Consider the following 20000-nt stretch of genomic DNA (forward strand, 5'->3'; position numbering starts at 1 on the left):
GGGGCGGGCGAACCCGCCCCGCCGCCGGGTGGATCAGAGTCCGACGTCGGACGCCTTCAGGAAGCCCGAGTCGATGAGCTTCGACTGCACGTCGTCCTTGGTGACCACCTCGGGGGTCAGCAGGTACGAGGGGACGACCTTCTTGCCGTTGTCGTAGGTCTTGGTGTCGTTGACCTCGACCTCCTTGCCGTCCTTCAGCTCCTGGATCATCGTGAAGACCCGGTCACCGAGGGCACGGGTGTCCTTCCAGACCGTCATCGCCTGCGCACCGTCGAGGATCGCCTTGACGTTGGCCTTGTCGGCATCCTGACCCGTGATGATCGGGTAGTCGGCGCCGGGGGTGTATCCGGCCGACTTCAGCGACGCCTCGATACCGATGGCGAGGCTGTCGTTGGGCGAGAGCACCACGTTGACCTTCTTGCCGTTGCCGTAGAACGACGAGAGACGGTTGTCCATCTCGGACTGCGCCTTGTCGGACGCCCAGCCCTGGATGCCGATCGACGCCCAGGCGTCGTCGTTGGCGGGCGACTTGCCGCTGGGGACGACCAGCTGACCCTTGTCGATGTAGGGCTTGAGCACGTCCCACGCGCCGGCGAAGAAGAACTTCGCGTTGTTGTCGTCGGGGCTTCCGGCGAAGGGCTCCAGGTTGAACGGGCCCTTGCCGTCCTTCAGGCCCAGCTTCGACTCGATGTACTGGCCCTGAAGCGTTCCGACTTTGTAGTTGTCGAACGTGGCGTAGTAGTCGACGTTCTCGCTGCCGTTGATGAGACGGTCGTACGCGATGACCTTGGCGTTCTGCGACTTGGCCTCCTGCAGCACCGGGCCCAGGGTCGAACCGTCGATCGCGGCGATGACGAGGATCTTCGCGCCACCCGACAGCTGGTTCTGGATCTGGCTGATCTGCTGGTCGGTCTTGTTGTCGGCGTACTGCAGGTCGACGGTGCACCCGGCATCCTGGAGCTTCTTCTGCAGCTGCTCGCCGTCGTTGATCCAACGCTCGAGGCTGCGGGTGGGCATGGCGATGCCGACGTTGCATTCGGTCGATCCGCCACCTGCGGCGTCTCCACCGCCGTCCGCCGGGCGCGTGGAGCTGCACGCTCCGAGGCCCACGGCGAGTGCGGCGATGGCCGCACCGGTCAGGATTTTCTTCAGCATGTGATCTGCGTTCCTCTCTGAACAGCAGGGACCCTTCGATCCGTACCCGCGCCCTCCCCGGCGTCGGATCGGGTACGTCTTCGTTCCCGGCACTCTGGTCCGTCGAATTATGACGGCTCCGAAAAAATATCCACCGGAGGGGGTTTTGTCTATAGCCGCGTCAAAATTCATCCGCGCCCGTGACCGGACCGTGACACGTCGCGCGCGAGCGCCCCTCAGCGCTCGTCGTGGTCGACGCCAGACCACAGGTCACCGCACTCGACGAGCTGCGCGTCCTGCGCGATGAGGTACGGGCGCGCGCCGATGTCGCCCCGGATCGAGGCCGCCACCGGCCCCCAGTGATCGCGGCCGAGAAGCACCGGGTGACCGGGCGCCCCGCCGTAGGTCGCCTGCACGAGAGCGTCCGCGCTCGCTCGACGCGCAACCCTCGCGACGGCAGCGCGAGGAACGTCGGGAGTGTCGACGGGCAGCACCACGACCGAGATCGACGGACCGGATGCCATCGCCCCCAGTCCCGCGCGCAGCGAGGCGGCGACCCCCGTCGCCCAATCCTCGGCTCGCACGATCGAGACGCCGGTGGGGACGAGGGCGCTCGCCGCGTCCGCCTCGGCGCCGAGGACGACCGTGACGTCGTGGCATCCGCCCTCGCTCAGTGCTCGGGCGGCGAGCGCGATCCACGACGTGCCGGCGGGAGTGCGGGCGAGGGCCTTGGGCCCACCGAACCGCCGCCCCGCCCCGGCGGCCAGGACGAGGCCCGACACGGTTCCGAGCGGGACTGCGGGCATGGTCACGACAGCGTAGCGTGCGCGAAACACGCCCCGATTACGGTCGCATCCATGCTCGAACTGGCCCCCGACCTGGTGCCGCTGCTCGACGCGGGCGTGCCCGTGGCGGCCGTCACGGTCACCGCGGTCGTGCGCAGTGCACCCCGCGGCGTGGGCGCGACCCTCGCCGTCACGAGAGATGCGCGGGTGATCGGATCGATCTCGGGCGGCTGCGTCGAGAACGACGCGGTCATGCTCGGTCTCGATGTCCTGCGCAGCGGCACCATCCGTCGCGCGCGCTTCGGTTTCGGCGACGACGACGCGATCACGCCGATCGCCGCCGGTCTGGCGTGCGGCGGCGCGGTCGACGTCGTCGCGTACCGCGTCGAAGACGCGCACCGCCCCGCCCTGGAGGCGGCCCGAGACCGTCGCGATGCGACGCTGCGCCTCGACGTCGGCGGGGACGAGCCTCTCGTGCTGCATCGACCGGCTCCCCCGCGGCTGATCATCCTCGGCGCGGGGGAGCACGCGGCCGCCCTCTGCCGACTGGGAGCCGCCGCCGGTTTCGCGGTGACCGTCTGCGACGACTGGGCCCTCCTCGTGACCCACGACCGCTTCCCCGACGCGGCCGAGCTGGTCGTCGGAGCACCCCACGAGGTGCTCGATACCCTCCCCTCCCCCGACGCACGCACGGCCGTGTGCGTGCTCACCCACGACGAGCGTCTCGACGTTCCCGCGATCCGCTCGGCGCTGCGCCTGCCGGTCGGTTTCGTCGGGGCGATGGGCGCTCGCGCCACCGTCTCGCGTCGAGCCGCGCTCCTGCGCGCCGCCGGAGTGACGGATGCCGAGCTCTCGCGCCTGCACTCCCCTCTGGGTCTCGACCTCGGGGGCCGCTCCCCCGAGGAGACGGCCCTGTCGGTGATCGCCGAGATCGTGGCATCCCGGAACGCCGCCGACGCTCGACCGCTGCGCGAGGCCGCCGGACCCCGCCTGCACGCGATCGCGAGTGGCGGGGACTCGTGCGCTGTGAGGAGCGCATGAGCGTCACCATCGTCCGCGGCGCGATCGCGGTGATCGACGGCTCCGGGCGCGTGCGCGAGGGAGACGTCACGATCGCCGACGGGGTCGTCGTCGAGAGCGCCGACACGACGGACGCCGAGATCATCGACGCCACCGGCTGCGTCGTCACGCCCGGATTGGTCAACGCCCACCACCACCTGCTGCAGACCGCCTTCCGCACGCTGCCGGGCACGCGCGGCATCCCGATGCGCGAATGGCTCCCCGCCATGGCGGCGGCCTACACCGCGGCGGGGGTCGACCCGGAACTGACCGGTCTCGCCGCTCGAGCGGGTCTCGCCGAAGCGCTGCTGTGCGGGGTGACCACCGTCGCCGACCACCACCTGACCTGGCCCGCCGACGCCGACACCGTCGGGATGGCCCGCGCGGCGGCGACCGCCGCGGCCGATCTCGGCGCGCGACTCGTCTTCGTGCGCGGCGCGGCGCGCGACGACCCGCAGACCGCGGCGGCATCGGCGGAGGACATCGTCTCGGCCCTCGTCCCGAATCGCGCGGGCGGTGTCTCGGCCGACGGGATGCTGCAGGTCGCCGTGGGACCGGCCGGCGTGCACAGCGACCCGCGCGAGACGTTCGCGCTGCTCGGCGAGGTGGCCCAGCGCCACGGCCTGCGCCGACGCACGCAGGCCAACGAGGTGGTGGACGTCGAGATCGCCGTCTCGCGCTACGGGAAGCGCCCCCTCGATCTGCTCGAGGAGTGGGGGTGGCTCGCCCCCGACGTGACCCTCGCCCACCTGTGCGACGTGTCCGACGACGAGATCGCGCGAGTCGCGGCATCCGGGGTCTCGGCCACCCATGCTCCCGGGTGCGACGTGCCCATGGGCTGGGGTGTCGCGCCGGTGCGGCGCCTGCTCGACGCGGGTGTCGCCGTCGGCCTCGGTACGAGCGGCGGGGGCAGCAACGACGCGGGGCACCTGCTCGCCGACGCGCGCCTTGCCCTGCAGGTGTCGGCGCTGGTCGGGCCGCAGCTGCCGGCATCCGACGTCCTGACGATGGCGACCGCCGGATCGGCCGACGGGCTCGGGCGCCCCGAGCTCGGGCGTCTGACCCCCGGGTCGGCTGCGGACCTGTGCCTGTGGGACGTCTCCGGTGTCGCCGACGCCGGCGTGGCCGACCCCGTGGCGGGACTGCTGTGGGCCGCACCCGGCCGACGTCCGCGGACCGTCCTCGTGGCCGGACACGTCGTCGTCGATCAGGGCCGACTGATCCGCGCCGACGAACGCGAGGTCGTCGCCCGATTGTTCGAGAGGGTGAAACGATGACCACCATGGCCCCCGTGATGGATACCCCCAGCAGCGACGAACGCTTGGGCGCTCACTTGCGTGGGCTGCGCAAGGCGCGCGGGCTGACCCTCACCCAGCTCGCCGAGGCCGCGACCCTGTCGCACCCTTTCCTCAGCCAATTGGAGCGCGGTCTCGCGCGCCCGAGCATGGCGAGCCTCGAACGGCTCGCCCGGGCGCTGGGCACCAGCCGAGTCGAGCTGCTCGCGGGGTCGGAGCCGCCGCGCGCCGACCACGACGCCGAGCCCTCGTTCGTGGCCGCCGACGAGGGGGTCATCGGCCCCTATGCCGAGGGAACCGCCCGGCTGCTGGCCGAGGGCCCGCGGCGGTTCGAGCCCCTCGAGTTCACGGGGTCGAATCCGACTCCTGGCGATCACTACGTGCACGAAGAGGACGAGTTCCTCACGGTTCTCGAGGGCTCGATCGTCATCTCGTTCGGCGGCTTCGGCGAGCGCACCCTGCGGGTCGGCGACTCGGTGTACTGCCGGTCGGGCACACCGCACCGCTGGTACTCGCCCGACGGCTCCGTGTACCGGTTGCTCATCGTGAAAGAGCTCGTGCACGGCGGCGGCGCCGACGACGCGGTCGAACAGGAGGACACGTGAGTGCGGGAGTGACATTCGACGCGGTTGTCCGAGAGCGGCGGGATGCCGCGGACGGCGTCGTCGTGCTCGACCTCGAGCGCGCGACGGGGACGCTGCCGCACTGGTCGCCCGGAGCGCACATCGACGTGGTCCTGCCCGGCGGAATCGAACGGCAGTACTCGCTCTGCGGCTCGCCGACCGAACGCGGCACGTGGCGCATCGGGGTCCTCCGCGAGCGCGAAGGATCGGTGTGGCTGCACGAGAACGCCCGGGTCGGGTCGACTCTGCGCGTGCGCGGCCCCGCGAACCACTTCCTGTTCGCGCCCACCGCGGGACGGTCGTACGTGTTCGTCGCCGGCGGGATCGGCATCACGCCGATCGTGCCGATGATCGAGGCCGCCGCGGCGGCCGGGGCCGAGTGGACGCTGCTCTACGTCGGGCGATCGCGCACGACGATGGCCTTCGTCAGCGAGCTCGAGGCGCAGCACGGCTCGCGCGTCGAGGTGTTCGCGGCCGACGAGGGACGACGACTCGATCTGCCCGATCGGCTCGGCACACCGGTGGCTCGCACGGTCGTCTACGCGTGCGGACCCGCCCGTCTCCTCGAGGCTCTGGATGCCACGATGTCGGTGTGGCCGCGCGGAAGCCTGCACGTCGAGCGGTTCGAGGCGAAGGTGCTCGGCCCGCCCGTCTGGACCGAGCCGTTCGAGGTCGACCTGATGATGTCGGGGCTGACGGTGACGGTGCCTCCGGAGCGCTCGGTGCTCGACGTGATCGAGGAGCAGGGCATCGTCGTGCCCTCGAGCTGCCGCGTGGGCACCTGCGGAACGTGCGAAGTGGCCGTCGTCGGCGGCGACATCGAGCACCGCGACTCCGTGCTCTCTCCCGAGGAGCAGGATGCCAACCGCTCGATGATGCCGTGCGTCTCGCGCGCGGCCTGCCCGCGGATCACGCTCGAGCTGTGACGACTCTCGACGGCGCGTCGTCAGCGCGAGAGTGAGTCGGCCGAACCCGCGGAGGCCGTGACCCGAGGCGCCCACACGGCGGCGACTACGAGCGGAACGGCGAGCAGCACCCACGCCACGGGGACGGCGGTCCAGCCGAGCAGGGCGCCGACCGCGACGTTGCCGACGAGCACGGCGATACCCCCGCACGTCGACAGCAGACCGAAGAACGATCCCGTCGGCAGCGCCCCGGCGAAGCGGGGAACGAGGCCCTGCGCGGTGGGGTTCGTCGTGAGGTGCCCGACGATGACGAGCCCGGCGGCGGCGAACACCGCGGCGATGAGCACGGGGTCGTCGAGAGGCACAACGGCACTCGCGGCGACCACGACGAAGCCCGCGGCCGAGAGCCCGTAGCCGACCCGCAGGGCGCGGGCCGCGCCCACGCGATGACACCAGCGCGAGACCGGCAGCTGCAGCACGAGGGTCAGGGCCGAGACCCACGCGAACATCGCCGCGACCACCGCGGGGCCGGCCTCGGCGCGCGCGAGCTGGAGGGGGAGCGCGAGATAGAGCTGGTTGAAGGCGAGCAGGTCCGCCGCATGGAGGGCCGAGAACGCGACGAAGCGACGGTCGCGGAGGGACCACCAGCGTCCGTGGATCCCGCGCTCGGTCGACGCGGGCGTCCGGCGCGGTAGGGCGATCGCGAGGAACACCGCGATCAGCACGAAGAGGGCCGCCCCGGCGAGCGCGACGACGACGAAGCCCCACCCCAGCAGGGCGGCACCCACGAGGGGGCCGAGCACCGCCCCGAACTCCCCCGCGACACTCAGCCATGCGAACAGCGAGGCGCGGTGTCCCGCGCCGGCCGGGGCGCGGCGCTGCTCGGCATCCGCCACGAGGATGTTGACTCCCGGCGAGAAGAGCGCGCCGCCCAGGCCCGTCAGCACGGTCCCCGCGATGAAAAGGGCGAGCTGCGGAGCAGGCGTGAGCAGCGACAGGGCGAGGGTGGCGAAGCCGAGCACGCGCACCGCACATCCCGTGAGGATCGTGCGGCGCGCGCCGAAGCGGTCGGCGAGCACCCCTCCGACGAGGAACATGCCCTGCTGCGCGAAGGTCCGCACCCCCAGGATGAGGCCCACCGCGGCGGCGGTCAGCCCGAAGTCGGCGGTGAGCACGAGGGCGAGGAAGGGGACGACCGCGAAGAAGCCGACGTTGAACATCAGCTGCGTGCCCAGCAGCACCGGCGTGCGGGCGGCACGGGGCGGGGCGGGGGTGACGAGCACGGCGATCTCCGGGGGGTCGGGGCGTCCAGCGCCGGAACGATCCTGTCATCCGCGCCGGCGCGCTCGCGAACGCGCGGTGGCGACGACGGTGACGAGAACAGGAGAGGAGACGAGAGCAGGCCGATCGAGCCGAAATCGGCCTGTCCTCGCGACATCCCCTGTTCTCGTCGCACGCACGCGCGCGGATACCGCCGCCTGTCGGACAACTTTGTCGAGAGGGTCACGCGGGGGAAATACAGCGGAAACGCGTGGTTCCTAGCATCGGAACATCGCCGGATGTTGGTCACACCAACACTGACGCAGCCGCCTCGAGCGGCTCGCCCCGTTGCCGTGGCTCCCGTCCCGACGCTTGTCTTCTCGACTCCTCCGGAGGCCCTCGTGTCTGCCGCTCCACCCGTCTCCATCGCCGCTCTGCGCGGTGTGCGCCTCGCCTCGGGCGCGCTCGTCGACATCGCGATCGATGGCGACGAGGTGCTCGCGGTGGTGCCGGCCGGCAGTCCCCTCCCCGAGACCGACGGCGAGATCCTCGGCCTCGACGGTTACCTCGTCACGGCCGCGGGCGCGGAGCCGCACGCGCACCTCGACAAGTCCCAGTCCTGGGATGCCATCGACCCCCCGTTCGGCGACCTCGAGAGCGCGATCGAGAGCTGGCACGCGTTCGCCGCGACCCTCGACGAAGAAGACACGCTCGAGCGCGCCCGCGCCACGGCGCTGCGGATGCTGGCATCCGGGATCACCTCGATCCGCACCCACGTGGATCTGCTGCGCGGCGAGGACGCCCTGACCGGCGTGCGCGCTCTGGTCCGGCTGCGCGCAGAGCTCGAGGGGATCATGGACCTCGAGCTCGTCGCCCTCGGCGGGCCCACCGTGCCCAACGAGGTGTTCGAGGCCGCTCTCGACGCCGGGATCGATCTCGTGGGCGGGGCTCCGCACCTCGCCGACGACCCGATCGCCGACCTCGAGCGTCTGATCGCGCTCGCTCGGCGCCGCGATGTCGGACTCGACCTGCACACCGACGAGAGCCTCGCCGGGGCGGATACCCTCGCCGCGTACGCGCGGGCCGTCACCGGCTGGCACCGCCCCCGCACCGCGGGGCACTGCGTGCGCCTGAGCATGATGCCCGCGACCGCTCTCGAGAGCCTCGCGGCCCAGGTGCGCGCCGCCGACATCGGCATCATCGCCCTCCCCATCACCAACCTGTACCTGCAGGGATGGGGAACCGATCACGCCGTCCCGCGCGGGATCGCGCCGATCGGCCGGCTCAAAGACGCCGGCGTGCGCGTCGCGGCGGGTGCCGACAACGTGCGCGACCCCTTCAATCCGGTGGGTCGCTGCGACCACCTCGAGACCGCTTCGCTGCTCGTCAGCGCGGGCCACCTCGCCCCCGCGGATGCCGTGCACGCCGTCACCGTCGGCGCCCGCGACGTAATGGGACTGCCGGTCGCCGGGCCCGTCGCCGGAGCCCGCGCCGACCTCGTGGCGGTGAAAGCGGACTCGCTCGGCGACGCCGTGGCCTTCGCCAGCGCCGACCGCGTCGTGCTGCACCGCGGCCGGCTCGTCAGCCGCACCACCGTCTCGACCCAGACCGCTCTTCCCACCCTCCTCCCCGCCCCCGAACGGAAAGTGAGCGCCCCGTGACCCTGGCCTCTCCCGCCCCGGCATCCGTCGCGGACCCCACCGCGCCGCTGCTGGACTTCCGAAACGTCGCCATGACGTTCCCCAACGGCACCACCGCCCTCTCCGGCGTCGACCTCACCGTTCGGCGCGGCGAGTTCGTCAGCGTGGTCGGCCCTTCCGGCTGCGGAAAGTCGACCCTCCTGCGCATCGCCTCGGGTCTCGAGACCGCGAGCGAAGGCACCGCCACCGTGGCCACCGACCGCATCGGCTACGTCTTCCAAGACGCGACCCTGCTGCCCTGGCGCGACGTGCGCTCCAACGTCGAACTGCTCGCCGAGCTCAACTGGCAGCCCAAGCGCGTGCGCGCACCGAAGGCGCAGTGGGCCATCGACCTCGTCGGCCTCAACGGCTTCGAGAAGCACCTGCCCAAGCAGATGTCGGGCGGTATGAAGATGCGCACCTCGCTCGCGCGGTCGCTGACCCTCGACCCCGAGCTGTTCCTGTTCGACGAGCCGTTCGGCGCCCTCGACGAGATCACCCGCGAACGCCTGAACGACGAACTGCTGAAGATCTTCGTCGCGCAGAAGTTCGGCGGACTGTTCATCACCCACTCGGTCTCCGAGGCCGTCTACCTCTCCACCAAGGTCGTCGTGATGTCGGGTCGCCCCGGCCACCTCGTCGACACCTTCGAGGTCCCCTTCGACATGCCCCGCGATCCCGAGATCCGCTACACCGGCGAATTCGCGAAGCTCGTCGGCGAGGTCTCCCACGCCCTCCGGGAAGGACACTCATGAGCACCACCTCCGCAGAGCCCGTCGTCTCCGACACGGCCGAGTCCGCGGCATCCACTCCGCCCATCGAGCCGCCCCGCCCCCGCGCGGCGAAGGCCCGCCGCGGGTTCGGTGCGCGGGCCGCCCTGCTCGGCCCCCCGCTCGGCGTCCTCGTCGTGCTGCTGGGCATCTGGTACGCGATCTCGATCACGCTCAGCGCCTCGGGTAAGGGCTTCCTCATGCCCATGCCGCACGAGATGTTCACCTCGGGCTTCTTCGACCCGCAGGTGAGCAGCGACATCTGGGTCGCCCTGTTCCGCACCACCGGCGTCGCCCTCGCGGGCCTCGGGATCGCGATGATCATCGGCATCGGCTGGGCCATCGCGATGTCGCTCGCCCGCTGGGTCGAGCGCTCCACATACGCCTACGCGGTGGTGCTGCAGTGCATCCCGATCCTCGCGCTCGTGCCGCTGGTCGGCTTCTGGTTCGGCTACGAGTTCCTCGCCCGCGTCATCGTCTGCGTGCTGATCTCGCTGTTCCCGATGGTGTCGAACACGCTCTTCGGCCTGCAGTCGGTCGACAAGTCGCAGCGCGAGCTGTTCCGCCTGCAGAAGGCCGACAAGTGGACGGTTCTCACCAAGCTCACCCTGCCCGCCGCGCTGCCCTCGATCTTCGTGGGAATGCGCACCTCGGCCGGGCTCTCGGTCATCGGCGCGATCGTCGGTGACTACTTCTTCCGTCGAGGCGAGCCGGGCATCGGTTCGCTGATCGCCAACTACCAGTCGCGTCTGCAGAGCGCCGAGCTGTTCGCGGCGATCCTCGCGGCCTGCCTCCTGGGAGTTGCGATCTTCGCCTTCTTCGGCTGGCTGTCGAAGGTGGCCGTGGGGCGCTGGTACGACAGCACCCTCTGACCCGACTCTCCGACCTCCGGATGCCACGGCTCCTCCCGCGCGAACGCACGGGGGCGGCATCCGGCGTACCCGAAACACCCGCACCCGAGAGCTCCACCCGTCACAGAAAGCGAACCAGCATGCAGCGCTCCACCCTCCTCCGCGGCACCGCCGTCACCGGCGCCGTCGCGATCGCCCTCACTCTCAGCTCCTGCGCCGGCAGTGCCGCGGAGACCGCTCCTTCGTCTGCCGATATGCAGATCGGCTCGGTCGATCTCTCGGCCGACTGCCCCTCCACCGTCGTCATCCAGACGGACTGGAACCCCGAGGCCGAGCACGGTCACCTCTACGAGATGATCAAGGACAACTACACCGTCGACGCCAACACCAAGGCGGTCACCGGCCCGCTGATGTCCGACGGCGAGTACACCGGCGTCAACCTCGAGATCCGTGCCGGCGGCCCCGCGATCGGCTTCCAGACCGTGTCGGCCCAGATGTACCAGGACGACTCGATCACCCTCGGCTACGTCAGCACCGACGAGGCGATCCAGCTCTCGAGCACCACCCCGACCAAGGCCGTCTTCGCCCCGCTCGACATCAGCCCGACGATGGTCATGTGGGACCCGGCGACCTACCCCGACGTCCAGACCATCCAGGACATCAAGCCCGCGCTCGAGAAGAACAAGGGCGTATGGCGCTACTTCGACGGCTCGGCGTACATCGAATACCTCAAGAGCTCGGGACTCGCCTCACCCGACATCCTCGACGGCTCGTACGACGGCACGCCGTCGAACTTCGTCGCCGCGGGCGGTAAGGACATGCAGCAGGGCTTCGCGTCGGCCGAACCGTACGTGTACCAGAACGAGGTCTCGGCCTGGGGCAAGCCCGTCAAGTTCGCGCTCATCCACGACGCCGGATGGCAGACCTACCAGTCGTCGGTGTCGGTCAAGGCCGACAAGTTCGACGAACTGACCCCGTGCCTGTCGAAGCTTGTCCCCGTGCTGCAGAAGGCGGGCGTCGCGTACTACAAGGACCCGTCCGCGGCGAACGACCTCATCCTCAAGCTCGTCGACGAGTACGCCACCGGCTGGACCTACACGCAGGGCGTGGCCGACTACTCCGTGAAGACGCAGAAGGAGCTCGGCCTGGTCGGCAACGGCACCGACTCCACCTACGGCAACTTCGACGACGGCCGCTTCGAGGACTTCTTCACCAAGGCGAGCAAGGTCTACACCGACCTCGGCACCCCGCCAGCGTCCGGCTACACCGTCGGCGACCTCTACACGAACGAGTTCATCGACAAGAGCATCTCGTTCTGATCGCTCCGGCCCGGTCCGCCTCGCGCGGGCCGGGCCGTGGTCGGTCCGGACTCCCCCACACCCGCACCTCGTTCCACCCGGAGACACCCCATGAGCGACACCTCCACCCGCGTCCTCTCCCTCGAAGACGAACTCCTCGAGCTGCTCGGCCCCGCGTCCGTCAGCACCGAACCCCGCGTCCGCGAGCGCGCCAGCATCGACGGCTCCCCGATGTCGCCGATCATCGCCGCCAAGCTTCCCCTCGGTCTCGCCGACCTCGTCGTGTTCGCCGCCGACGCCGAGCAGATCGCCACGGCCGTCGCCGCGGCATCCCGTCACGGTGTTCCGATCACCGTCCGCGGCAAGGGCACCGGAAACTACGGTCAGGGCATCCCGATGCAGGGCGGCCTGGTCATCGACACCACGCGGGCGAAGGCGATCGTCGAGGTCGGCGACGGCTTCATCACCGCCGAGGCCGGCACCCCGATGGTCATGCTCGAGCAGGCCGCGTGGGCGAGCGGCCAGGCCCTGTGGATGTACCCCTCGACCGCGCAGTCGACCATCGGCGGATTCCTCTCGGGCGGCTCCGGCGGCACCGGGTCGATCGAGCACGGCTCCAACGACCGCGGGTTTGTCGCAGCTCTCGACGTCGTGCACGCCGACGGCAGCGCCGAGATCCACCACGTCGAGGGCGACGAGGCGCAGAAGTACGTGCACAACTACGGCACGGCCGGCGTCATCGTGCGCGCGACCGTCCGCCTCGAGCCGCTCCGTGAATGGCGCGGGCTGTGGGCGAGCTTCCCCGATTTCGGCGGGACGCTCTCGGTCGTGCAGACCATCGGCAATCTCGACCCCTCGCCGCGTTTGGTGTCGGGAGACGGGCCCGAGATCTCGGCATCCCTCCCCGCCGACGAGGCCATTCCCGAGGGGCGTTCCAGTCTTCGAGTGATCCTGGATGCCACCCAGGTCGACACCGTGACCGCGATCATCGAGGGCGCGGGCGGCCGCGTCGAGGCGGTCCGCGAGGGCCCGCAGGCCAGCATCCGCCTGTCGATGCTCAGCTACAACCACCCGATCGAGTGGTACCAGAAGAGCCAGGAGCACGAGGTGTTCCACCTCGAGGTCGCCGGCGCTCCCCTGGCCGACGACATCGAGGCCGTCGAGTCGGTGTTCGCGGGCGGCAAGCTCCACATCGAGTCGACGAAGGCGTTCCCCATCGGTATGCTCGCCGCGCCCTACGTGAGTGAAGAGGACGTCTACCGCGGCATCGCCGAGCTCAACGCGATCGGCGTCGGCGTGCACAATCCGCATCAGTGGAACGTCGACTTCAATGTCGAGCAGACCGCCGAGACCGCCGCCCTCACCGACCCGAACGGCTTGCTGAACCCCGGCAAGCTCAACCCCGACTACACCGGAGCGCGTAAGGGAGCGATCATCTCATGACCCGTCTGCTGGCCGAGCTGAGCGGCCCCGCCGCCGCCGAGGCACTGACCGAGAACTCCATCGTCGTGCTGCCGACGGGCGCGATCGAGCACCACGGACCGCACCTGCCGTTGGCGACGGATGCCATCGTCGCCGAGGCCTCCGCGACGGCCGCCGTCGCGCGGGCTGCGGCCATGGGCCTCGACGTCTGGCAGCTGCCGACCCTGTCGATCACGAAGTCCGACGAGCACTCCTGGGCACCGGGCACGCTGTGGCTCACCCCCGAGACGATGCTGCAGATCATCGTCGACATCGGCCGGTCGATCCTCACGACCCGTGCACGGACCCTCGTGTTCCTCAACGGCCACGGCGGGAACGTGGCCCTGCTCAACGTCGCCAACCGCGAGCTGCGCCGTCGATTCGGGCTGCGCACGTTCTTCATGCCGGCCGCGCGCGTGCCCTCGTTCGACGGCACCGACGGCGGACCGAACGAGCACGGCACGGGCATTCACGCCGGCCACGGCGAGACGAGCATGATCATGCATCTGAGGCCCGAGCTCGTCGACGCGTCGAAATTCGAAGCGACCGTGCCGGCGCACATCGGCGACTTCCGTCACATCGGCTTCAACGGCAAGCCCGTGACCTTCGGGTGGCTGTCGAACGACTTCGGGCCGACGGGAGTGCTCGGCGACCCGACCGGCGCGAACGCCGCTCACGGCGCGGAGCTGTTCGAGGACAGCGTGTCGTTCGTCGTCGAAGCGCTCGAGGAGATCAGCCGATTCGACTACACCGCGTGAATCTGTTCCCCGTACCGCAGATCCGGCGTTTCGGCGCCGGATCTGCGGCGTCTGGCCCATCCTGTCGGTTGGGTGAACCGGCCGACGCGGACGCGATAGGGGATGCCGCGGGCTCGGCGGTGCGCGCGTGAGCGTCGCCGCCGAGCCGGCGCAGGGCGTCGGGGCCTACGGCCAGGTGCTGCGCCTGCCCGGGGCGCGGACGTTCGTCGCCGCCGGGATCCTCGCGCGGTTCCCCCGGGCCACCCTCTCGCTCGGCATCATCCTGCTCGTCTCGGCCGCGACCGGCAGTTTCGCCTCGGCCGGGCTCGTCGTGGCACCACTGGTCGGGGGCATGGCGATCGCGGCCCCGCTGTGGTCGTCGCGCATGGATCGGCACGGCCAGTCGCGCGTGATCCTGGCGTCCCTCGGATGCCTCGTGCTCGCGGCATCCGGGTTCCTCGCCCTTGTGCTGACGGGGGCGCCCTTCTGGACGTGGCTCGTCGCCGCGTTCATCACGGGGGCGTCGACGCCCGACCTCACCTCGGCCGTACGGGCGCGGTGGACGGTGCTCGCCCCTCCGTCGCAGCGCAATGCCGCCCTGGCGCTCGAGACGATCGCCGACCAGATGGTCTTCATCGCCGGACCGCCCGCGATCACCGCGGTCGCCGCCGCGATCGATCCGGCCGTGGCGATGCTCGGGTCGCTCGGGCTGGGGGTCATCGGCGGGGTGTGGCTCGCGGCACAGCGGGGCACGCAACCCGCGCCCGCCCCGCGCGACCCCCGGCGCGGGCTGGTGCTCCCGCCCGCGGGGGTCGTCCCGATCGCGATCGCCTGCGTCGCCCTCGGCGGCGTCTTCGGGTCGTTCGACGTGAGCCTGGTCGGCTGGGCCGAACTGCGTGAGCGGCCGTGGCTCGCGGGCCCGGCGTTCAGCGCGTTGGCCGTAGCGATCGCGATCGGCTCGGTGATCACCGGCGCGCGGGCCTGGAAACTGTCCGCCGCCGCACGGTTCATCGTCTTCGCGACGCTGGCCGGCGTCGTCGCGGTCGGCCTGCCGTTCGCGCAGGGGTCGGTGCCGGTGCTCTTCGGCGTCATCCTGCTCCTCGGGCTGGCGGTTTCGCCGGTGATGGTCAGCGGCATCCTGGTCGCCTCGGCCCGTGCTCCCGAGGGCCGTGTGACCGAGACCCTCGCCTACCCGACGGCCGCGATGTCGCTCGGCGTTCCGATCGGCGGGGTGATCGCCGGGGCGGCTCTGGATGCCACGGGCCCGGCGGCCGCCCTCGTCACCATCGCGGTGTCGCTGGCGATGGCCGCGGCGATCGCGGCAACGGGCGAAGGGCTGCTGCGGGTGGCGCGGCGTCGCTGACGCCCTCGGGGAGTGGGGCGCCCGCCCCGCGGGCCGCCCGATGATCGGATTCCCGAGTGAGCGGAACGCTCGGCGAGCGCGACGTTGAGCGTCGAGTTGGTTGAGTGTCCAAGAAACCCGGAAGACTGCGGCATCGCGTCCGGGTGTTTCGGACACTCAACGACGCCGCACACACTGTCGAGTGTCCAAGACACGCCGTTCCGGTCCGCCCGGGAGCGGCGTGTCCTGGACACTCAACGGCGGAGGGCGGCGCCCAGGTGCCGCAGCACCGAGACGTGACCGTCGGCGGGGTGCAGGTCGAGCGTCGCGTGAGGGAGGGCCGCCTTCAACCTGCGTGCGTGAGCGGGAGGGATGACGCGGTCGCGCTCCCCCTGCACCAGCACGACGGATGCCGACACCCCGGCGAGATCGAAGCCCCACGGCCGCGTGAACGCGAGGTCATCGTCGATGAGCCCGTCGGGGCCCTCCGCCTCCGCGGCGGCGGCATCGACTCCGAGCGAGACCCACTCCCCTTCGAGCGCCGCGAAGTCGACATCCACGAACTGCTCCGCATCGAACGCGTCGGTCTCGGCGAACCGGCGGCGGGCCGCCTCGCCCTCGACCGCGGCCCACAGCCCGCCCGGGGCGCGCATGCGCTCGAACCAGGAGTCGTCGCCCGAGAACGGTGCGGGGCTCGCGAAGGTGACGACCGCGCGGATGAGACCGGGCATGGCCGCTGCACACGCGAGGGCATGCGGTCCGCCGCCGGAGGCACCCACCGAGACGACGGATGCCACCCCCAGAGCGTCGAGCACGGGAACGAGGCCCGTGGCGACGTCGGCGACGGTCCGGCCGGGGTGACGGGGCGACCCGGCGTAGGCGGGGCGCGCGACGGAGACGACGGCGAGGCCGTGAGCATCGGCGACGGCCTGCACCGGCGCGAGAATGGCACCGGTCTGCGGGGAGCCGTGGTGCCAGAGGAGGACGTCGCGGCCGGCGAGGTCGTCGAGCGAGGTGTGGACGTCGAGACCCGCGATGCGTCGGCGCATGCGTCCAGGCTCGCACGGCCCCCGCGCGAGCGCGAGGGGCGCGCGGCCCGCGAGACGCCGAGTGAGCGGGACGTCGAGTGTCCAAGAAACCCGGACGACCGCGGCATCGCGTCCGGGTGTTTCGGACACTCAGTGTGCGGCGGAGCGTTGAGTGTCCAGGACACGCGGGGTGGGCCCCGCGCCCTGCGGCGTGTTCTAGACACTCGACGGGGTGGGCGAGAGAGACCCCGGATGCCGGAGCCCGACGGCCGCGGTCGGGGCCCGGCCAGCATGGTTCGTCGCGGCGAGGCGGCCCGTCGCGGACCGGCACGAGCCAGCGCGAGTCGGCGCAGGCTAAAGGATGACGCCGAACTCCTCGGCCAGAGCGGGCAGCTCCTCGTGCAGCACGCGCGTGGCCTCTTCGGCAAGCGGGTTCGTCGAGACGCCCCGGTCGTTGACGAGCTTGCCGCCGACGTACACCTGCTGCAGGTTGCGCAGGCCGCAGGCGAGCACGTAGCTGCGCACGGGGTTCCAGAGCGGGCCGATGTCGGGCTTGCGCGGATCCACGACCACGAAGTCGGCGAACTTGCCGACCTCGAGGCTGCCGACGCGGTCGTCGACGCCCATGATCTCCGCACCCCCGAGGGTGTGCAGACGCAGGACCCGCTCGGGCATCATCGACAGCGGGTCGTGGGTGCGGGCGCGCTGCATGAACATGCCCATACGCATGTTCTGCCAGGGGTCGGCGACGTCGGTGCAGGCCTGGTCGTCGAGGCCCATACCGACCCTCATCCCCTGCTCGAGCATCTCGGGCACGTGCGCGATACCCGAGGCCAGACGCCCGTTCGACGCGGGCTGCCACGACATGCTGGCGCCTCCCGCCGCGGCATCCGCGATGATCTCGGGCGTCGTCTGGATGAAGTGGCCGAACATCATGCCCGGGCGCAGCGCCCCGGCGTTCTTGTACAGCTGGAACTTCGTCTGCTGATGCTCGATCGCCTCGTACGTCTCGAGGAAGTGCGCCTGGTTCGTGACGCCGAAGCGGTCCATGACCGCGACCTCGATCTCGGCGGCATCCGGCCGGGTCGACCACTGCACCTGCCCCATGATGGATGCCCCGAGGGCGAGGTCGGGGTCCATCGCGAGGACGTGGTCGAGGGAGGCCTCGAACCGGGCGAAGATCTCGTCGTCGGTGCCGACGGTGGCATCCAACGCGATCGAGTCGACGAAGCGGAGCCCCGCGTCGAGGCATCCATCCGCCTGCCGGGTGTGCCAGGCATGCTCGCGCAGGATGCCGCCGCCGTCGGCGCGCTTGCCGTCGACCATCGGCTCCCACGGCAGGAGCGGGTCGGTGAAGTTGTACGCGGTGGTCACGCCGTTGGCGAGGAAGTCGAGTGAGCCGTGCAGCGTCGCCCAGTAGATCTGGTCGGGCGAGGCGTTGTTGAGCACGCTGAACATCGACGTGCACCAGCCGTAGAGCGTCTGGTCGACGCCGAGTCCGCGCGAGCCGCTCGTGAACAGGTGGCTGTGCGAGGAGACGAATCCGGGAGCGACGAACTTGCCGTCGACGTCGAGCGTCTCGTCGGCGGTCACCCCGGGGGCGGGGTCGCCGGAGCCGATGGCGGTGATGCGACCGGACTCGACGAGCATGTAGCCGCGCTCGATGTAGCCGGGGTCGTCGGTGCCCGCAGGGACCGTGATGAGACGCGCGTTCGTGACCAGGAGCGACATGTTGATGACGGTAACAATGGCGTGTTTCCGCGGTGTTCCGGGCGTGGGGCGGGCTGTTTGCGGGGACCCTCGTCCCCCTTACGCCGGTGTATGTCCCACAAATGGCCGACGGAGCGCCCCTCAACCCGCCACAAGTGGGACGAGGGCGCTCGAACACAGCGCCAGAGCAGAGCGTCGTCCCCCTCATGCGCAGTGCGTGGGCCCGGGCTGACCGACCGAGCGCACCGGAGTGCCGGCGGAGCACGACGGCGCACCGCCCACACGCTGAACGCCGCGTCCGCCCCGAGGGGCGGGCGCGGCGTCGTGGCAGGGCGGCTCAGGAGATGTGCGAGCCGCCGTTGATGTCGTAGGTCGCACCGGTGATGTAGGCCGACCGGTCGCTCATCAGGAACTCGAAGAGGTTCGCGATGTCTTCCGCCGTCGCCTGACGTCCGAGCGGCACGTCCGCGGCGAGCTTCGCCTCGAGTTCGTCGTTCGTCGCACCCGCGCGGATGTCGGTGGCCACCACGCCGGGGGTGACGGCGTTCACGGTGACACCCGACGGTCCCAGCTCGCGCGCGACGGCGCGGGTGAAGCCGAGGATCGCGGCCTTCGCGGCCGAATAGGGCACGCCGCCGAAGACGCCGCCACCGCGGATGGCCGACACCGACGACATGTTGACGATGCGGCCGTACCCCCGTTCGGCCATGCCTGCGGCGATGCGCTTGGTCACGACGTACGTGCCCGTGGCGTTGATCGACATGACGCGGTTCCACTCGGCCAACGTCGTCTGCAGGAAGCGCGTGGGCGAGGTGATCCCGGCGATGTTGGCGAGGGATGCCACGGGCGGGAGGTCGTTCTCGATGCGCGCGACCACAGCGTCGACCGCGGCCTCGTCGGTGACGTCGGCGCCGTAGCCGAACGCCTCGACGCCGAACTCCTCGCGGAGTTCCGCAGCGACGGCCTCGGCCGCGGCGGCATCCAGATCGATGACGGCGACGGGAGCGCCGGTCGCGGCGAGCGCGCGAGCGGTGGCGCGGCCGATACCGCGGGGGGAGCCGGCGCCGGTGACGACGGCGGTGGTGGGCTGGGACATGGGGTGTTCTCCTTCGAAACGGGTGGCGTTGGTCACACGGGGACGATCGCTGCGGCGAGCAGGGCGCTGAGGTGTTCGGCCGCGGCACGGGCGGCATCCGCCCGATCGGCGTCGGCGGTATCGCGCGTCTCGAGCTCGAGCGCGAGGTCACCGGTGTAGCCGACCTCGGCGAGCGCGGCGGCGAGGTCGGCGAAGTCCACCCGTCCGCGGCCGATCGAGTGATGGATGTACCCGGGCTCGGCGTCGCGCAGGTGCACGTGGCGCGTGCGCGCGGCGTGCGCGTCGAGGAAGTCGCGGGGATCGCCGCCTCCCGCGACGATGTGGCTGGTGTCGAGCACGACGCCGATCCCGGCGGGCAGACGCGAGAGCAAGGCACCCGCGCGGTCGAGGTCGTACGCGAGGCGGAAGAAGTGCGGTGCCTCGACCCACAGCTCGACGCCGCGGGCGCGGGCGGTCGCGGAGATCTCGACGAGACGCGCGGCGACGAGGTCGAGGTCGGCGTCGAGGTCGACGACGGGGGTGTGCTCCTGCGCGCCGTTGGGGAGCACGAGCGCATCGGACCCGATCGCGACGCACAGGTCGAGCAGCCGGTCGACGTGCGCGGCGCGGCGGGCGGCCGACCCGCCGGAGTCCGGGTGGTTGAGATCGCCCACGTCGGCGTTCACCGACCGGACGCGGAGACCGGATGCCACGACGGTGGCGGCCACGGCGGTCACGGCCGCCTCGTCCAGCTCGAAGGGCACGTGGTCGCAGACGCCGGGGAGGGCACCGAGGTCGATGCCCTCGAAGCCGCGGGCGCGGATCTCGGCGAGCGCCTCTGCGAGTGGCAGGTGGCGCAGCGTGATGGTCGAGCACGTGATGCGGGGGTCGATGACGGCCACGGTTCTCCTCCTCGAGTGTGACGCCCATCCGGGCTTGACGATGACACTATCTGTTCTATTGTTAACATTCAAACACTGAACGTGTT

Annotated in this window: 18 protein-coding genes; 11 read left to right on the plus strand and 7 right to left on the minus strand. The window is 71.0% G+C overall.

The genetic code is table 11. The features are described from left to right. Window positions 1-33 precede the first annotated feature (33 nt). Both chvE and MTE01_RS15885 read right to left on the minus strand, forming a co-directional pair. Entirely contained in the window at window positions 34-1155 is a 1122-nt protein-coding gene (gene chvE / locus MTE01_RS15880) for a multiple monosaccharide ABC transporter substrate-binding protein (RefSeq protein ID WP_103206976.1), read from the minus strand. A gap of 215 nt (window positions 1156-1370) precedes the next feature. After that, window positions 1371-1940: a nucleotidyltransferase family protein gene (locus MTE01_RS15885; RefSeq protein WP_141378335.1), complete on the minus strand. Its 570-nt coding sequence runs from the start codon at window positions 1938-1940 to the stop codon at window positions 1371-1373. Window positions 1941-1991: 51 nt separating this feature from the next. Here MTE01_RS15885 and MTE01_RS15890 point away from each other — a divergent pair, with 51 nt between their 5' ends. The 4 genes from MTE01_RS15890 to MTE01_RS15905 are packed head-to-tail and all read left to right on the plus strand — an operon-like array spanning window position 1992 to window position 5822. Continuing rightward, window positions 1992-2960 (plus strand): XdhC family protein, encoded by a 969-nt coding sequence (locus tag MTE01_RS15890; protein ID WP_141378336.1) that lies wholly within the window; start codon window positions 1992-1994, stop codon window positions 2958-2960. Next, window positions 2957-4255: an amidohydrolase family protein gene (locus MTE01_RS15895; RefSeq protein WP_116238794.1), complete on the plus strand. Its 1299-nt coding sequence runs from the start codon at window positions 2957-2959 to the stop codon at window positions 4253-4255. Before MTE01_RS15890 ends, MTE01_RS15895 begins: the two co-directional genes overlap by 4 nt. Continuing rightward, the gene (locus MTE01_RS15900) at window positions 4252-4878 is read left to right on the plus strand and encodes a helix-turn-helix domain-containing protein (protein WP_103206979.1); all 627 of its coding nucleotides are present in this window, start codon (window positions 4252-4254) and stop codon (window positions 4876-4878) included. Before MTE01_RS15895 ends, MTE01_RS15900 begins: the two co-directional genes overlap by 4 nt. Before the next feature lie 8 nt (window positions 4879-4886). Beyond that, window positions 4887-5822 (plus strand): PDR/VanB family oxidoreductase, encoded by a 936-nt coding sequence (locus tag MTE01_RS15905; RefSeq protein WP_246078340.1) that lies wholly within the window; start codon window positions 4887-4889, stop codon window positions 5820-5822. Between the two features lie 20 nt (window positions 5823-5842). On the opposite strand, the gene MTE01_RS15910 is transcribed toward MTE01_RS15905, so the two are convergent. After that, the gene (locus MTE01_RS15910; RefSeq protein ID WP_141378338.1) at window positions 5843-7084 is read right to left on the minus strand and encodes an MFS transporter; all 1242 of its coding nucleotides are present in this window, start codon (window positions 7082-7084) and stop codon (window positions 5843-5845) included. A 378-nt stretch (window positions 7085-7462) separates the two neighbouring features. On the opposite strand from MTE01_RS15910, the gene MTE01_RS15915 reads away from it, so the two are divergent. From MTE01_RS15915 to MTE01_RS15945, 7 genes are all read left to right on the plus strand, one after another. Continuing rightward, window positions 7463-8722: an amidohydrolase family protein gene (locus tag MTE01_RS15915; RefSeq protein ID WP_141378339.1), complete on the plus strand. Its 1260-nt coding sequence runs from the start codon at window positions 7463-7465 to the stop codon at window positions 8720-8722. Then, a complete protein-coding gene (locus MTE01_RS15920; RefSeq protein ID WP_170210730.1) occupies window positions 8719-9495 on the plus strand; it encodes an ABC transporter ATP-binding protein in 777 nt (258 codons plus the stop codon). The genes MTE01_RS15915 and MTE01_RS15920 overlap by 4 nt, the downstream gene beginning before the upstream one ends. After that, on the plus strand, window positions 9492-10382 hold the full coding sequence (locus tag MTE01_RS15925) for an ABC transporter permease (protein WP_103206982.1): 891 nt from the start codon (window positions 9492-9494) through the stop codon (window positions 10380-10382). Before MTE01_RS15920 ends, MTE01_RS15925 begins: the two co-directional genes overlap by 4 nt. Window positions 10383-10501: 119 nt before the next feature. Further along, window positions 10502-11680: an ABC transporter substrate-binding protein gene (locus MTE01_RS15930; protein ID WP_141378340.1), complete on the plus strand. Its 1179-nt coding sequence runs from the start codon at window positions 10502-10504 to the stop codon at window positions 11678-11680. Window positions 11681-11770: 90 nt separating this feature from the next. Next, a complete protein-coding gene (locus MTE01_RS15935; RefSeq protein WP_103206984.1) occupies window positions 11771-13102 on the plus strand; it encodes an FAD-binding oxidoreductase in 1332 nt (443 codons plus the stop codon). Further along, window positions 13099-13878, plus strand: a complete 780-nt coding sequence (locus MTE01_RS15940) for a creatininase family protein (protein ID WP_141378341.1) — start codon at window positions 13099-13101, stop codon at window positions 13876-13878. The genes MTE01_RS15935 and MTE01_RS15940 overlap by 4 nt, the downstream gene beginning before the upstream one ends. Window positions 13879-14005: 127 nt before the next feature. Further along, the gene (locus MTE01_RS15945; protein WP_141378342.1) at window positions 14006-15220 is read left to right on the plus strand and encodes an MFS transporter; all 1215 of its coding nucleotides are present in this window, start codon (window positions 14006-14008) and stop codon (window positions 15218-15220) included. A 233-nt stretch (window positions 15221-15453) separates the two neighbouring features. On the opposite strand, the gene MTE01_RS15950 is transcribed toward MTE01_RS15945, so the two are convergent. From MTE01_RS15950 to MTE01_RS15965, 4 genes are all read right to left on the minus strand, one after another. Continuing rightward, the gene (locus tag MTE01_RS15950; RefSeq protein ID WP_141378343.1) at window positions 15454-16248 is read right to left on the minus strand and encodes an alpha/beta fold hydrolase; all 795 of its coding nucleotides are present in this window, start codon (window positions 16246-16248) and stop codon (window positions 15454-15456) included. A gap of 333 nt (window positions 16249-16581) precedes the next feature. Further along, window positions 16582-17958: an amidohydrolase family protein gene (locus MTE01_RS15955; RefSeq protein ID WP_141378344.1), complete on the minus strand. Its 1377-nt coding sequence runs from the start codon at window positions 17956-17958 to the stop codon at window positions 16582-16584. A 316-nt stretch (window positions 17959-18274) separates the two neighbouring features. Then, window positions 18275-19033, minus strand: coding sequence for an SDR family NAD(P)-dependent oxidoreductase (locus MTE01_RS15960; protein ID WP_103207141.1), 759 nt, complete (start codon window positions 19031-19033; stop codon window positions 18275-18277). Window positions 19034-19065: 32 nt separating this feature from the next. Then, on the minus strand, window positions 19066-19914 hold the full coding sequence (locus MTE01_RS15965) for a sugar phosphate isomerase/epimerase family protein (protein WP_103206989.1): 849 nt from the start codon (window positions 19912-19914) through the stop codon (window positions 19066-19068). Window positions 19915-20000: the final 86 nt, after the last annotated feature.

Source organism: Microbacterium testaceum, assembly GCF_006539145.1.
Lineage (GTDB): Bacteria > Actinomycetota > Actinomycetes > Actinomycetales > Microbacteriaceae > Microbacterium > Microbacterium testaceum.

What these genes read in the sequence shown, in the direction of transcription:
- chvE (WP_103206976.1), bottom strand. Translation starts at nt 1,155, where the DNA reads ATGCTGAAGAAAATCCTGACCGGTGCGGCCATCGCCGCACTCGCCGTG.
- MTE01_RS15885 (WP_141378335.1), bottom strand. Translation starts at nt 1,940, where the DNA reads ATGCCCGCAGTCCCGCTCGGAACCGTGTCGGGCCTCGTCCTGGCCGCC.
- MTE01_RS15890 (WP_141378336.1), top strand. Translation starts at nt 1,992, where the DNA reads ATGCTCGAACTGGCCCCCGACCTGGTGCCGCTGCTCGACGCGGGCGTG.
- MTE01_RS15895 (WP_116238794.1), top strand. Translation starts at nt 2,957, where the DNA reads ATGAGCGTCACCATCGTCCGCGGCGCGATCGCGGTGATCGACGGCTCC.
- MTE01_RS15900 (WP_103206979.1), top strand. Translation starts at nt 4,252, where the DNA reads ATGACCACCATGGCCCCCGTGATGGATACCCCCAGCAGCGACGAACGC.
- MTE01_RS15925 (WP_103206982.1), top strand. Translation starts at nt 9,492, where the DNA reads ATGAGCACCACCTCCGCAGAGCCCGTCGTCTCCGACACGGCCGAGTCC.
- MTE01_RS15930 (WP_141378340.1), top strand. Translation starts at nt 10,502, where the DNA reads ATGCAGCGCTCCACCCTCCTCCGCGGCACCGCCGTCACCGGCGCCGTC.
- MTE01_RS15935 (WP_103206984.1), top strand. Translation starts at nt 11,771, where the DNA reads ATGAGCGACACCTCCACCCGCGTCCTCTCCCTCGAAGACGAACTCCTC.
- MTE01_RS15940 (WP_141378341.1), top strand. Translation starts at nt 13,099, where the DNA reads ATGACCCGTCTGCTGGCCGAGCTGAGCGGCCCCGCCGCCGCCGAGGCA.
- MTE01_RS15950 (WP_141378343.1), bottom strand. Translation starts at nt 16,248, where the DNA reads ATGCGCCGACGCATCGCGGGTCTCGACGTCCACACCTCGCTCGACGAC.
- MTE01_RS15955 (WP_141378344.1), bottom strand. Translation starts at nt 17,958, where the DNA reads ATGTCGCTCCTGGTCACGAACGCGCGTCTCATCACGGTCCCTGCGGGC.
- MTE01_RS15960 (WP_103207141.1), bottom strand. Translation starts at nt 19,033, where the DNA reads ATGTCCCAGCCCACCACCGCCGTCGTCACCGGCGCCGGCTCCCCCCGC.